General features: G+C 60.6%; 9 protein-coding genes and 1 pseudogene. 4 read left to right on the forward strand and 6 right to left on the reverse strand.

Annotation, left to right across the window (positions count from 1 at the left end; genetic code table 11):
* Positions 1 to 14: 14 nt before the first annotated feature.
* From AC1DDO_RS17105 to AC1DDO_RS17120, 4 genes are all read right to left on the reverse strand, one after another.
* A complete protein-coding gene (locus AC1DDO_RS17105; protein WP_441410132.1) occupies positions 15 to 914 on the reverse strand; it encodes a fumarylacetoacetate hydrolase family protein in 900 nt (299 codons plus the stop codon).
* Positions 915 to 916: 2 nt separating this feature from the next.
* The gene (locus tag AC1DDO_RS17110) at positions 917 to 2,206 is read right to left on the reverse strand and encodes an aspartate aminotransferase family protein (protein WP_476972358.1); all 1,290 of its coding nucleotides are present in this window, start codon (positions 2,204 to 2,206) and stop codon (positions 917 to 919) included.
* A gap of 19 nt (positions 2,207 to 2,225) precedes the next feature.
* The gene (locus AC1DDO_RS17115; RefSeq protein WP_441410134.1) at positions 2,226 to 3,173 is read right to left on the reverse strand and encodes a C-terminal binding protein; all 948 of its coding nucleotides are present in this window, start codon (positions 3,171 to 3,173) and stop codon (positions 2,226 to 2,228) included.
* 224 nt (positions 3,174 to 3,397) lie between these two features.
* A complete protein-coding gene (locus AC1DDO_RS17120; protein ID WP_476972359.1) occupies positions 3,398 to 5,197 on the reverse strand; it encodes a sigma-54-dependent Fis family transcriptional regulator in 1,800 nt (599 codons plus the stop codon).
* 392 nt (positions 5,198 to 5,589) lie between these two features.
* Here AC1DDO_RS17120 and AC1DDO_RS17125 point away from each other — a divergent pair, with 392 nt between their 5' ends.
* On the forward strand, positions 5,590 to 6,258 hold the full coding sequence (locus AC1DDO_RS17125) for a TetR/AcrR family transcriptional regulator (RefSeq protein ID WP_476884067.1): 669 nt from the start codon (positions 5,590 to 5,592) through the stop codon (positions 6,256 to 6,258).
* 1,032 nt (positions 6,259 to 7,290) lie between these two features.
* Here the strand turns inward: AC1DDO_RS17125 and trpA are convergent.
* Positions 7,291 to 8,075: pseudogene (gene trpA, locus AC1DDO_RS17130) on the reverse strand (tryptophan synthase subunit alpha).
* The gene (locus AC1DDO_RS17135) at positions 8,072 to 8,974 is read right to left on the reverse strand and encodes a pyridoxal-phosphate dependent enzyme (RefSeq protein WP_476972360.1); all 903 of its coding nucleotides are present in this window, start codon (positions 8,972 to 8,974) and stop codon (positions 8,072 to 8,074) included. Before AC1DDO_RS17135 ends, trpA begins: the two are co-directional and overlap by 4 nt.
* 1,566 nt (positions 8,975 to 10,540) lie before the next feature.
* On the opposite strand from AC1DDO_RS17135, the gene AC1DDO_RS17140 reads away from it, so the two are divergent.
* From AC1DDO_RS17140 to AC1DDO_RS17150, 3 genes are read left to right on the forward strand one after another with little or no spacing between them, the layout of a single operon-like run.
* Complete coding sequence (locus AC1DDO_RS17140) at positions 10,541 to 11,281, forward strand: IclR family transcriptional regulator (RefSeq protein ID WP_441410137.1); 741 nt, start codon at positions 10,541 to 10,543, stop codon at positions 11,279 to 11,281.
* Between the two features lie 25 nt (positions 11,282 to 11,306).
* Entirely contained in the window at positions 11,307 to 13,340 is a 2,034-nt protein-coding gene (locus tag AC1DDO_RS17145) for a hydantoinase/oxoprolinase family protein (protein ID WP_476972361.1), read from the forward strand.
* On the forward strand, positions 13,337 to 14,992 hold the full coding sequence (locus AC1DDO_RS17150; RefSeq protein ID WP_476972362.1) for a hydantoinase B/oxoprolinase family protein: 1,656 nt from the start codon (positions 13,337 to 13,339) through the stop codon (positions 14,990 to 14,992). The genes AC1DDO_RS17145 and AC1DDO_RS17150 overlap by 4 nt, the downstream gene beginning before the upstream one ends.
* The last annotated feature ends 34 nt before the right edge of the window (positions 14,993 to 15,026 follow it).

Consider the following 15,026-nt stretch of genomic DNA (forward strand, 5'->3'; position numbering starts at 1 on the left):
GAGCTTGCAGGGAATTAGAGTTGGGGCTTGCCGACGGTGTTGCGAAGCAGTCCGACCTTTTCGATCTCGATCTCCACGGTGTCTCCGGGCTCAAGCCAGACAGGCGGGTTCCGCTTGGCACCGATACCTTGCGGGGTACCTGTGGCGATGACGTCACCCGGTTCCAGGGTGAGGAAGCTCGAGACGTAGGAGACGATGCGGGCGATGGGGAAGATCTGGTATCGCGTGTTGGAGCGCTGGACCTCATTGCCGTTCACGCGGGTTGCCAGTTCCAGGTTTTGCGGATCGCCCACTTCATCCAGGGTCACCAGTGCAGGGCCCCAGGGGGTTGAGCCGTCGACGGCCTTGCCAGCAAGCCATTGGGTGCCGCGGTATTGGAGGTCGCGTGCCGTGATGTCGTTCAGCGGAGCGAGGCCGCCGACGTACGCCAGCGCGTCCTCTTCTGATACTTCGCTGGCACGTCGTCCGATGACCACTGCCAGTTCACCCTCGAAGTCAAGGTTCTCGCTGACTTGTGCACCACCGATCTCGTCTTCAGGACCAACCATGGTGGAGGCGAACTTGGCGAAAACGTCCGGGTACTCGGGGAAGGCTCGTCCGGTTTCTGCTACGTGATCTTTGTAGTTCAGTCCAACGCAAAGGACCTTGGAGGGATCAGTCACGGGTGTGGTGAGGCGGATCTCGGCCCGTGCACCAACGCGGGCCACGGGGTCCTGACTTGCCAACGTGTTGACCTCGGCAGAAATGGCCTCAAGCCGGTCACCATACAGCTCGAGGAACTCACGGACGACGGTGGTGGCTCCATGAACGGCTTGCTTGGAACCCTGCAAGAGCAGCTCCAGGTCGTAGACGGTATCTTCGATCAGGACACCGCCACGAACGCCGGATTCGTGCTCGTAGGAAACGATCTTCATGGTTATTTGCCGCCTTCCGTTGCGGGAGTCTTTGCGGCAATTGCCAGCACGGCATCTGCCAGACGGTCAGCGATGTCGCTTACCACCTTCTCGTCCATGGGTGTGGACAGGGACAGCAGGTTGGCTGGGGAACCGAGCAGCCCCCGTTCGTAGGTGGCCCACCACAGCTGGTGCTGGGTCTGTTCGTCCACTTTCTCTGCGCCAGCCGGGACCGCGCGGAGCAGTGAGCCACGGCCGCGGATTTCCCAGCCTGCCTCAGCGACCCGGGAGTTCACTGTGTCCCGTGCGGAATCGCCCAGATGGTTCAGCCGCTTAACTTCCTCTTGAGTGTAGAGACGCAAGGCCACGGCCCCTGCGGCCATGCTGACCGGGTTGCCGGAGAATGTGCCGCCATGCGGCAGGCTGCCCGGCCGGGTCGGGTCCACCTCGGCCATGAGTTCGGCCTTGCCGCAGAGGGCTCCAACGGGGAAGCCGCCGCCGATGAGCTTGCCGGTTGTCAGCAAGTCGGGGGAGACGCCGTATTCGCCGCTGAAACCGTTGAATCCGAGCCGCAGGCTGATGACCTCATCGATGATCAGGACGATGCCGTACTGGGTCGCAAGCTCCCTGGCCGTCTGGACGAACTCTTTAGAGATCGTGAGCAGGCCGGCGCGGTTGGGCAGCAGGTCGAGGATGATTGCCGCGTACTGATCAGGGGCGGCCTCAATCGCCTGGCGCAGGAATTCGACGTCGTTGAGCGGCACTGCGGTGACGTCGTCGATCACGCCGCGGGTCACCCCACGCTGGTAGGAGGGTCCGCCGGGCACCAGGGCTACCTCGGACGTTCCGTGGTAACCGCCCTTGGTGACGACGACGCGTTCACGGCCGGTACTCGCCCGGGCGACGCGGATTGCGGACATGACGGCTTCTGTGCCGGAATTCGCGAAGCGAACCTGGTCGAGGTCGGGCAGGCGGGATAGCAGGAGGTCGGCAAGTTCCCATTCGTAGAGGTTTGGGATGCCCCAGCTGGCTCCAGCGGTGAGGGCTTTGGTTGCGGCCTCCGTGATTTCCGGGTGGGCGTTGCCGTGGATCAAGGACGTGAAGTTGTTGTTCGCGTCGATCAGTTCGCGGCCGCGGTCATCCCATACACGGTAGCCTTCGCCTTTGATGGCATATGGGCTCGGGGCTCCGGTGTAATAGGTTGATCGGCCGTAGCCGCCCGGCAGCAGCGGAAAACCGCGCGGCCCACGACGCACGTGCGGATCTTCCGTGGGATTGAGCTCCGCGACGTTGTCCAAGTTTGTTGTTCCCAATTTCGAGTCTCCAGTCTTTTCAGTTCACGAGGTCGATGAGCGGTTGCCCGGTCAGTGCCAGGCGGACCCGTTCCACGGCTCCGTCCTGCAGTGCGCCCGTTGAGCGGTTGGAGCGCCAGGCGATGTGGGGAGTCAGGATGGTGTTGGGCGCTGAGCGGAGCGGGTGTCCATCACGCAGCGGCTCCTCGGCGAAGGTGTCGATGCCGGCGCCGGCGATGTGTCCGGAGGTCAGTGCTTCGGCAAGAGCCGCTTCATCGATGAGGCCGCCCCGGGACACGTTGACGACCACCGCGCCCTTGCGCATCCGTGCCAGGACATCCCCGGAAAGGAGGTTTCCCGTGTCTGCGGTCAGTGGCAGGTGCAGCGAGACGACGTCGGAGTTCTCCAGGATGTCTTCCAGGGCAGCCAATTCCACAAAGCTGTCTGTGACAAAGGGGTCATAAGCCCGGACGCGGGCTCCGACAGCCGAGTACATTCGGGCCACATGCTGGCCGATGCGTCCCATTCCGAGCACGCCGACCTCAAGCTCGGAGAGTACCGGTGTGTCGTAGCCGATGGTTCCGGCCCAGCCCAGGTCGCGGATCGAGGCATTACCGGCCGGCAGGCGACGGGCCAGAGCCAGGCCCATGGCAAATGCGTGAGAGGCGACTTCCTCGGATGCTGTTCCTGGAACAATTGATACCGGGATGCCGGCTTCCGTGGCTGCGGCAACGTCGATGTTGTCGTAACCGATTCCGTACCTGATGACCGCACGGCATTTGGACATGATCGGAAAATCGTCGGCAGTGAGTTTGGCGTAGGGCGTGATCATCACAATGTCGGCCTCAGGAAGCCCGTCGCGGAAGGCATCGGTGTCTGCCGCAGGGTTGAGTGTGTAACCGAACTCTTCCGCGAGTGCGTGTTCGCGGTCCAGATTCGGGAAATGGTGGGGAGCCACAAGAATGGTTCCCTGGGCATCGAGGGTCATAGTCTGTCGTCCTGTTCGTGTCGTACCGTCGTTCGCTGCCGAACACTCCATGGGACGGGGTGCCGGTGTCGGGTGATTTCAAGTACAACGCGATATCGAAGCCTCTATCCGTGCCAGATCGAGACACAAGAGTGGGACACCTGTCCCACGGGACAGGGTTGCCGGGCAGCACGCAGGAGCCGGTCATCCTTTGATGGCCGGCTCCTGCGTGCTGCCCGGTGGAATCAGAGGTCGATGCCCCGACTGCGGAAGTAGTCCATGCGCCTATACAGGGTGGAGCGGCCGATCTGCAGAGTTTCCGCTGCGAGGCTGCGGTTGCCTTTCGCCTCCTGAAGCGCGGTGCGCAACTCGCTGAGCTCGGCGTCTTCCAACCGCGAAAGCCGGCCCTTGGTCAAGACCCGGTGGAAGCCCTGTGACAGGTCGTCCCCCGTCACTTCGGCACCTTCTGCCCGCTCCACGGCGTTGGAGACGACGGACCGGAGCTGGTCTATGTTTCGCGGCCAGTCGGCGTGTGTGAGCGTCGAGACGAGCCTGCGGGAAAGCCTGCGCTCCCCCAGTTCCTCCGCAATGGCAGTGGCGAGTTGCGGGATGTCTTCCCGTCTGTTCCGCAGCGGGGCCACTGGGATCTCAAGGACGTCAAAAGACTCGGAAAGCAGCAGGGTGGCTTCTGTGGGCCGAGCAATGGTGAAGATCAGTTTGGTGGCCGAATTGCCCCGCAGGTTGCGGGCGATCTCGCTGGCTTCGTTCTGGGAAAGCTCATCGGCGTGCTCAACAATCAGCGTCGCAGGCAGTTCCGTAGCCACCCGGTGGAGCACGTCCCTGAATTGGTGGTTCCTGAGGGTGCCACTGCGTGCATCAACTGTCATTTGGCCACCGCGCAACGATGCGATGGCGCTCGCCAAGCGGCGTTTCCCGCTGCCAAGTTCACCGATCATTACCACGGACCTGCCCTCGTCCACCGCCTTGCGGGCCAGGTTCAGGGTGCGCTTGAATTCGGTGCTGGTGCCATCCAAGTGCTTCATCAGCCGCTCAACTGTTCCTTGCGGGGAAGACTCCAACTGCAGAGGTATGGCTGCAGCAGCGACAGCCCGATCCTTGGTCGGAGCATGGGGCCGGACCACAACAATCGCCCCGACACTCGCAGGCGACAGGGTTACAGGGGAAACTTCCAGAGTGGACAGTCCAGGCCCCCGCAGCATGACCTCGCAGTTCATGCTGCGGCCGGAAGACATCACCGCCGTGGCGTAGCCGGATATGATCGAGAAATCGCTGTCTTCCAAAGAAGCCGATGCAGAGGTGTTCAGGAGGGAGTTCTTCCCATCAACTGCTATCACCGCGTGGTTGCCCCTTCGGCGCGAGATTCTCAAGTACTCATTCAGAAGCGCCCGCTCCTTGGAAGAGGTCCGCACCTCGATGTCGCGTTCGATCCGCGAGGCCACGCCCTCAAGCATCAGCAGCGTCGAGGAGGGTTCCAAGGTGGAGACGCGGTTGGCTGGGAGTGTCAGACCAATCACTGCCCGCACGCGGTTGTGGAGCGGGTCCCGGACCAGGGAAGCAAAGCACCAGTTCCCCCGCATGTCTTCGCGGAAATGTTCCTCCGGGGCAAGCCAGACTCCGCGGCCTTCCTCCAGCGCCAAGCCCTCACCGTTGCTGCCGCAACTTTCTTCCAGTAGCGAATATCCGGCCGGGAAGCCGTCGTCACGAAGGAAATTGGCCTTGACGAGTACGCCGTTCGGTGCCGTCAGGCTGACATATCCGCCCAAGTCGGCAGCCACTTCATCCAGCTTCTGCAGATGCGGGCCGGCCGCATGGATTGTGTATTCGTCTACCCGGCCTTCGTCAAAAAAGCCTCGATCGGCTACGGCGTCGACCCCGGCGGCCCGGCTGCGGTACCAAGAGCGCGCCACGATCGGCCGGATTCCATGGAGATCCGCATGAGGTTGCATGAGGAAGAGTTCACGAACTCGATCTGTTTCGCGCAATGAATTCTGCGGCCAAGGGGATAGCAGTTCAGCGGAGGCCATGGAATAACGGTCTTTCTGGAGAAAGTAAGAGGGTCTAGGAGACAGCGGCAGCACCGCTGCCGTGTGATGCGCGTCGCCGTGCGAGCCACCCCGGGATCCGAGGGCGGAAGGCCTGCTGGGCCTGCCAAGCTTCGTCTTGGGACGCGTTATCTTCCAAGGCTCTGGCGCTGATGTGCGCGGCAATCATGCCCGAAAGGCCGCTTCCAAAGTTGTTGCTTTGCTGGCTGGCCCCCCAGCTTGTATTTTCGGTGACCATGTTCCGCTCTTCCTGCTCAGAACCGCATCTATACAACGCCCAAGGCGGTTGTTTCTTCGTGCCACTCCAAGAGTACCTAACGAATGATCGTTAGCCAAGAGTTTTTGAGACGTTATTTGCTTGTTAGGGTCGAGCTATGAGTGGTACATCTTATGTGACTGCACGCGACGATTTTGCAGACCGCCTCGAGGAGTGGGGCTGGGCCGGACAGTCAGTCTCGCGTCGGCATATCCTTGAGGCTTTCCTTGAACTAGCCATAGCGAACGGGTTCAACTCAGTCTCGATGCGGACCATCGCGAATGCCGTCAACATCAAGCCTCCAAGCCTTTACTCACACTTTCCGAATGGCCGGGATGAGATTGTCACAGAGTCGCTGAGGTGGCACTTCCATCGGTTCGGCGTCGCACTGTTAGAAGCGGTTGGCCAAGCCGCATCCGCTGAGGACTTCTGGGATGCCATGGTCAGGCTCCATTTCACCCGTCAGGTGCGGCTTCCGGAGAGCAATCTGTGGGATCTGCTGGTTGCCACGGACAGAGCGGCACGAATCCTTCCGGCCGAACTCCGCGCCCAGGTCGATGACTGGGTGCGGATGCACCAGAACATGTATGTAGCCGCAGCCATGGATATGGGTTATCCGGAGGCGGAAGAGCGAGTCAAAGTTGTCGTGACATTGCTTGAAGGTGCGACCCGGTGGGCATCACCCGACTGCGACGATGAAGAGTTGGAGAAGCTGACCGACCGGGCGGTCCTGCTTTCACACGCCGTTCTCAAGCTGGATCTCCATGCTGCAGCGCAACCGCTATAAACGGGACGGTTCGACTATTGACGGGCGTGGCTTCGAACGGACTCTTGCCGCTCCCGAAAGAGTGGCCCTTTACTGCATCTCAAGGTGTAGCCAGGAGGCTCGCAGGATGCAGGGAAGAAATGAAACGTACCGCGATGCTGCTCTCGGCAGCTGTCAGAGCGATCCGCGACTCCAATATGTAACCAGGACCTGCAGGACGTCGCATTCGGTTTGCAAGTGAAAACCTTTACCGATCCACTTTCACGAGGTCGTAACCGTCGTGCTCATGAAAGAGTCGCCGCTCTCCGAGGCTGTCCAGAAGCCACACGAAATCACCGTCGGGAGTACACTCATCAACGGTTCCCACTTGCACGAACCTCCCCGCGAAACTTACTTCCACTACGTCGCGTCGAGCTACGTTGTCCCAACGTGTCCCTAAAATTCTCGTCATAGATGCTGCACCATTTCTTTGTCGAATTGCTTGATGGTATTAAGCCTTAGTGTCCAAATAACTTGCGCATTAGTGGATGTCTGGAGATGCTTAAAGCATCAGCTTTGGGTTTACCAAGAGACCGTGTCAGTTTGGGACACCCTGGCGCGACCCAGAGTTTGAACGGCCCATTAAAGCTCCTGGACTTGGAGTACGCTCAAACCGTAGTCTTCTCAGCGCTTCCTAAAACGAAGACGCCCCTAGCCTGGAACTCGAAGTCCCGGCCCCCGACCTGAGCTAGAACTCGCCAATGGCCTCCTGGGCGGCGAGGGTCTGGGTGCCTGGGCTCAGATCCCCAAAGTCACGGCCGAGGCCACCCTCGGACGATACCTGTCCTGCCGGCCATCCGGGCAGAGCAGTTTTCAGCGAGCTTGCCGAACCGTCCCGTGGGGTTGCACGGACGGGCTGTTGGCTGGTCCGTCGTTTAAATGATGCTGCCCTCGATTACAGGGCTTCGGCGTGCGTGATACGGAGCGAACCCCACGGCAGCGGGATATGGAACCCGGACCAGTCGGGGCTCGGGATGGTTGCGGGACCCATAAGGAACGTCTGCTTGATGCGGGCTACTTCCTGGCCGGCACTGCACTGAGGTCTCTGGTGAGGGAAGCGATGGCATCAACGCCGCCTTCGTGCAGAGCCGACACAAGCTCCGAGCCGACAATGACGTCATCAGTGTAGGCGGCGATTTCGGCAACCTGCTCTGCGTTGGAGACACCGAGGCCAACACACACCCGTTCGGCGCCGGCAGCCCTGGCAGCGGCCACGACGTTCGTGGCGGGCGAGCTCACCGATGCCCGGGAACCGGTGACACCCATGATGGAGGCGGCGTACACGAAACCACAGCTCGCCTCCACGGAGCGTCGCATGCGCCCCGGGGTCGAAGAGGGCGCCATCAGGAAGACGCGATCGAGGCCGTACTCCTCGGAGGCCTCCATCCACTCGGCTGCCTCGTCTGGAATCAAATCAGGGGTAACAAGTCCTGCTCCGCCAGCCTCCGTCAGGCGCCGCGAGAACTCGTCCACACCCATGCAAACCACTAGGTTCCAGTAGGTCATGACCAGGACAGCAGCGTCCGTTTCGCTGTGATCCCCGCAACCACGTCGAAGACCTGGCGGACGGAGAACCCCTTGGCCAGGGCCTCGGCAGTGGCCGCCTGGATGACCTGCCCATCCATGACTGGGTCGGAGTAGGGAATCCCGATTTCGATAAAGTCGGCACCGTTGCGTGCCAGGGCGATGCCTGCCGCAATGGTCTCCTCCACACTGGGGTAACCCAGGGCAGCCCGGCCTTCCGCTCGGGCCTTGTCGATGGCACACGCTGATTTGCTGGTCGACTGCGCGGTGCTCACAGCTGTTCGCCTTCCTTGCCGATGGCTGCCTCGGGCGAGTTCTTGTCCTGAAGGTCGAACCATTCTGCGGCGGTCGCCACGTCCTTGTCGCCCCGGCCGGACAGGCTCACAAACACGACCTTGTCTGCTGCCCCGGCGGCGCCGACCTCGGCAGCCAGCCGCTGTCCGACTTTGAAGGCCCCGGCCAGGGCATGGGAAGACTCGATTTCGGGAATAGTGCCCTCGGTGCGGCACAGAAGGCGGAAGGCTTCCATGGGCTTCGCTGTCCGTAATCGGCTCGTAGCCGACACGCCCGATGTCAGCCAGATAACAATGCTCGGTCCGACGCTCGGATAGTCCAGGCCGGCCGAGACGGAATGTGATTCGATGGTCTGCCCGTCGTCGTCCTGCATGAGGTAGGAGCGGGCGCCGTGCAGCACGCCGGGACGACCAAGCGTGATGACGGCGGCGTGGCGGCCGGTTTCCACGCCGTCGCCGCCGGCCTCGAAGCCGTAGATCTTGACGGACGGATCATCCAGGAAACCGTGGAAAAGGCCGATGGCGTTGGGCCCGCCACCAACACACGCGCAGGCGGCGTCTGGCAGGCGGCCGGTCTCCAGTATCTGGGCCCGGGCCTCCTCGCCGATGACCTCGTGAATGTAGCGGACCATCACCGGGAACGGGTGCGCCCCGGCGGCTGTGCCCAAGAGATAGTGAGTGTTCCCGACATGGGCCACCCAGTCCCGGAGAGCTTCGTTGATGGCGTCTTTCAGCGTCTGGGATCCATTGGTGACCGGCACGACCGTGGCACCGAGGAGCTCCATCCGGGCCACATTCAGCGCCTGCCGCCGGCAGTCCTCCGCCCCCATGTAGACGACGCACTCCAGCCCAAGCAGTGCCGCAGCGGTGGCGCTGGCCACGCCGTGCTGGCGCGGCTACCTTGGCTGCTGGCAGTGGTCGCGCGGTGGTGCGCTTCATTTCAATTGCCATCAATTCCTGTGAACAAAAACCCCGTCCGACTTGAGAAATGCTTGGTTTTGGGATTGGTCATTCAGAATCCACAGCACTCCCCCACTCTCCGAGACTTCTTCCACTCGACCATGGGCAACGATCATTGCATTCCTCAAAATGTTTACTCGTTCACCGTCTTGCAGTTCTCGCCAGTCGGAAAGCGCAGCATGCTTTCTCTGTCTCCTGTGAGCTTCTCGAGCCTTCATTGCTTTCCCCTTGATCTGTAAATAGGAACTGTTTGTGCGCAGCAGCTTGGGCGCCGATTGAGGTCGCCAATGACCTAGACGCTGAGAGCGGCTAGTCGGACCTGCCCAGCCGGTAAGAACCTGTGGCGGAATGTACCGTCACTGCCACGCTGTTCACAGACCCTGAGCGCCAAACTCAATAGTGGGTGGATCCCGTGACCCCCGCGCAAGCATTACTTTGTATCCGCGTCCTCGCCGCACCGTGTCAGGCCACTGCCGCCATGGTGTCCGGCCAAATGCCATCGAGGGTATGGCCGACAACTGAAACCATTGATTCGTTGGAAGCAGGCAACCACGGCCCCATGGGCTCTCTCAACTCCGAGCGCTGCTTGCGCTGTACCGACTCGCCGTCGAAGGCCCCCTGCGGGTTGCATTGCTCATTCGCGCGTAGCCCCCACTCGAGGTGCCGACCGTGCGCAAGCTTCCGGTTCATCATTCTGATCAACTCACCAAACTTTGAGATCTAAAGGGTCTCCTCCAGCATGGGATCGGGGGCAAGGAACAAAACGTGTCACTTTGAGACAGCTGGCGACGCCAATTCCCCGCCATGGCGATGGGTATTTTAGGTAGCAACAAAATCCATCAGAGCGAATGCAGCATGTACCTGCGGCCAATGGCCAGGTGGCCGGGGCGCTTAGGTTTTCAAACATTTCTCGCCCTGTTTCCGTAGCGGTCGACGCGACGCTACCCACCCAGATGCCTTCAGACGGTGTGAGGACGTCTTCGATCCTCTCGACCGGAAGAACACTGGGCTGGACGCTCTGTCCGCGGTGAACGCGTCGACACCACAGACAACACCTTGCCGAAACACCGGCGTCCGGGCGGTATCAAAAGAGGGACATAAACCCCTCCATCCCGGCTTTCCAAAGGGCAAGCCGCCTCGGCGACTTCGCTGTCGTGAATGAAGACAGGCCCGCTCCGTTATGAGCATCCTAGGCTTCGTCGTAGGCATTAGGCGATGTGTCCCAGGAGTGGGGCTGCTCCTTCAGCCGATCCCTCGAGCGGCCCCCGGGATCCCAAAATACCGCGCACGCCACGGTCAGTACTTCCGCGCTGCAAGGGGTTGCCAGAGATGCAGAGACCGTACTCTCACATCCGGCTAATTCGGAAAAGACTCTTGACCGGTCTCTAGGCACAGGGCATGATCTACAGGCATTCGCATTTTACGAAGGGTGTTCGCATATGTCAAATAGCTCTAGGACCTCAAGCACAGTTGCAATGGCCCTCCGGGTGCTCAAGCTGCTGAGTGAGAATCCTGATGGTATTGGGGTAAGCGACGTTGCCCGAAGGATGGGAATTGGGCGCAGCACAGCACACATGCTCCTAGCCACCCTTGTCGAACAGGAATTCGCCCTGCAGAACGAGGAGAGCCAGTATGTTCTGGGCATTACAGCTTTTGAGGTCGGAGCAGCTGTACCGGACGCGGCCCGCTTCGGGGGTGAGCTGCTTGGGCCGATGCGCGAGCTTGCAGATCTTTCCGGCGAGGCCGTATCACTGGCAATCCCGTGGCATCGCGACGCGGTTATTGTCCAGCGCTTTGAGACCAATCACGTCCTAAGGGTGGACATTGGGGTTGGGACTCGGATGCCACTCATCAGTTGCGCGTCCGGAAAAATCATATTGGCTTCCCTGTCGGATGCAGAGATCGACAATCTCTACCCGGAGGACGACCTGCCCCCCGTGACGGAACACAGCATCCGTTCCAAAGACCTCCTTAAATCCGTGATCCTCCCAACTGTGAGGAGGCAACGATATGCGGTGACCGAAGGCGAATACGCAGTAGGGATTGATGGTGTGGCTGCCGGAGTCGCCGATTCCACGGGTTCTGTGGTGGCGGCACTGAGCGTGGCGGGACCAAGCAGCCGATTCTCAACAGACAAATGGGTGAGCGGCCTGCTCCAGGCCGCAGACGACATGACTGCACTTCTTGCAGCCCGCCGCCGCAACTCAGCAGTGAACACACGTTTCTAACGAGAACGATGAAGGAACAAAACTTATGGAATATATCGCTGGGATCGACGTCGGAGGCACATTTACCGATGTGGTCCTCCACGATGCAGAAACGGGAAGACTGCGGATCGCCAAAGTCTTCTCCACACCCGGGGACCAGGCAGAGGGGCTCGTGTCTGGACTCAACCAACTGGAAGTACCGCTCGAACGTCTAGGTGCAGTTGTCCACGGAACGACTGTTGCCACCAATGCTGTCCTGGAGCGCAAGGGTGACCGCTGTGCCCTTGTAACGACCCGCGGATTCCGGGACGTGCTTGAGCTTCGCCGCCGCGACCGGCCCACGACCTATGGTCTGACTACTGGTTACACCCCAATCGTGCCTCGAAGCCTGTCCTTCGAGATCGATGAACGCATCGATTCGAAAGGCCGTGTTCACGCTCCTCTTAACGAGGATGAAGTACATGCCCTGGCAAGACGGCTGCGAACGGCGAACATCGAAAGCGTCGCCATATGTCTGCTCAACAGCTACGTCAATCCCGCTCATGAACAACGAATTGTCGAACTCCTGACGAAACTACTCCCGGACGTGGCCGTTAGTGCGTCCTATGAGCTTTGCCCCGAGGCCGGCGAATTCGAACGGGCCAACACCACGGCTGTCAACGCTTATGTAAGCGCCACGATGAGCCGATACCTGGACAGCGTTCAGAAACGTTTGAACTCCCAGGGCTTCAGGCACGAAGTTCAGGTCATGCAGTCCAACGGCGGGCTGACTCCCGCCAGCCGAGCTGGGCATTTGGGCGCACGGACCCTGTTGTCCGGACCTGCCGCGGGCACCGTCGCCGCGGCCGCATTCGGGGCCGCATCGGGCCTTGCCAACGTCATTTCCTGCGATATGGGCGGCACCAGCTTTGACGTGGCGCTCATCCCTGATGGCAGCCCAGCCATCACTTCCGAGAAGAATATCGACTACGGAATGCCGATCAAACTGCCGATGATCGACATCACTACCATTGCCGCGGGCGGAGGATCAATCGCTTCAGTCGACCGCGGAGGCATACTGCAAGTCGGCCCTGAGAGTGCAGGATCTGACCCCGGACCTGCCTGCTACGGCCGTGGAGGTATTCGGCCCACCGTGACAGATGCCAACGTCGTCCTCGGCAGAATCGCCCCTAAGCAGCAGTTGGGGACACAAGAAGGTTTCAAGATTGACCTAAACGCCGCACAAGATGCCATCCGCAATGAAGTCGCCGAACCTCTCGGACTCACTGTTGACGAAGCCGCGCTGGCGATCATCCGCATCGCCAATGAAAAGATGGCCGCTGCTATCCGAAGCGTCAGCGTTGACAAGGGCTATGACCCGCGCAACTTCGCCTTCGTCGGTTTCGGCGGCGCCGGCCCAATGCACATTGTCGAACTTGCCCGGACTGTCGGTGCCACCACAGTGCTGATCCCTCCCCACCCAGGCGCCCTGAGCGCCTACGGCTGCTTGATCGCGGATGCAAAGTACGACTACGTAACCGCAGTCAATGCCACCGTTGAAGGCAGCAGCTTTGCCGACACAGTGCAGCACATTCTCGCCGAACACCGCGTCACCGGTGACGTACTGCTGACCAACGACGGCTTCGACAACACCGTCATAACAGTCGAACACTTCGCTGAAATGAGTTTCAGCAAGCAGAGGTACACGCTGCGGATTCCCCTCGGGGACGTAGAGACCAATTGGACAGCCAAGTGCCTCGTCCAGGCGTTCCTCGATCAGCATGCCACTACATATGGGGGCAGGCACCCATCACGGGATATCAAACTGATAAACCTCCGTACCGTCGCCACCGGAAAACGGTCACTGCAAATGGGGTCAGCTCTACCCGCAAGTACCGGGCACGCGCTGGCAAAACGAACCATAACGTTCGACGGCATGACTGTAATGGTCGACGTGCTCTCCCGGGACACGTTGACCGTGGGCCAGACACTGGAAGGACCTCTGGTGATTGAACAAACAGATACAACCATCATCCTGCCGCCAGGCACAACGTCGGTGGTCCAGAACGATGGTTCTCTTCTCGTGGAGGTGGCCCGATGAGGCCCGAAGTAGATGCCCTGTCTTTGGCCGTGATCCGCGGCCGACTCGAGCAAATCGCAGACGAAATGGACACTGTCTTTGAACGCATGGCGTTCTCCCCGGTCATCTCAGACGCATGGGACCGCGCCGACGGAATTTATTCCGCGGTTGACGGATCGATGATCGTGCAGGGCGTCCGCGGTCTGCCCATCTTCGTCGGCACCATGCAATACACGGTTGCCAGCGTCTTATCCGCAATCGAGGATCCGAAGCCTGGCGACATGTACTTGGTGAATGATCCTTTCGCCGGCGGTACTCACATCATGGACACCAAGATGGTGCGGCCGTTCTATTACCGCGGCAAATTATTTGCGATGCTGGCAAACACAGGCCACTGGACAGACCTTGGTGGACGCGTCCCCGGAGGCTTCGCAGCAGAAGCGAGCGACTGCTACCAGGAGGGCCTGCGCATCCCGCCTGTGCGTCTGTTCACTGACGAGGCATTGAATTCGGATATCCTCGCAATCCTGCAGACTAATTCCCGGCTGCCGGACGATGTCCTGGGCGACGTCCAGGCCCAGGCGACGGCGTTGCGAGCCGGGGATGCACGATTGACCGAGCTTCTTGATGAATACGGTGCCGATCTTGTCTCCGCGGTGATCGATACACTGCGCGAACGTTCTTCGATTCAGATGCGTAGCTATATCAAGGACATCCCTGATGGCACGTACCAGTTCACTGAGGACATGGACAACGACGGCATCGTGGATAAGGCCCTAAGCATCGCAGTTGAGCTCACCGTCTCCGGCGAGGAAATGACAGTCGACTTCAGCAAATCCTCGCCCCCTTGCGAGGGGCCGATGAACTCCGTTTACGCGGCCACCGTCTCCAGCGCCATTGTCGCGATCAAACACGTCTTCCCCGATGTGCCCATCAACTCAGGGATCTTTGAACCCCTTACTTTCGTAATCCCCGAAAGTGTCTTCCTGAATGCCAAGGTGCCCCGGCCTGTGGCCGGATGCGCAGCGGAAACAAGCCAGCGGATCATCACGGCGGTCATGGGCGCGTTGGCCGGGGCGCTTCCGGACCGAGTGCCCGCGGGCTCCTCGGCTACCTCCAACAACCTGTCCATCGGCGGCGTTGACGAGGAAGGCGACCCGTTTGTCATGTACGTCTTCCTAGGAGGCGGCTACGGGGGCCACAAAGCTGGCGATGGGCTCTCAAACGGCTGCTCGCTCATGAGCATTGGCCTGATCCAGTCAGTCGAAACACTGGAACAGCGCTATCCCATTCTCGTCCGCCAGTACTCGCTCCGCGAGGACTCATTCGGTGAAGGCGAATTCCGAGGCGGACTCGGTGTGCATTTCGAGTTCGAGTACACCGGTGATCGAGGACGCGCGAGCCTGCTCGGAGACCAATCGAAAACCGCTCCAGTTGGTCGCGCCGGTGGAGGTCCCGGGGCGGCATCGGCGCCCTGGTTCCGCCTCCGTGGCGAGAAAGTCATCCTTCCCATGATCAGCAAGGGAGAGAACATCCCACTCACGCGGGGTGACCTCATCTGCATGCTCACCCCTGGAGGAGGTGGCTACGGCCACCCTTCAGCCCGGTCCGACAAGGCCCTAAGGGCCGATGTGCAGTCAGGCTACGTCCGGGCAGCGCCCTCCGCCCTGTGACACGCAACCATCGCAAAGCATCAGCTTCGGCACC

It is taken from the genome of Arthrobacter sp. 10N43 (assembly GCF_056394525.1).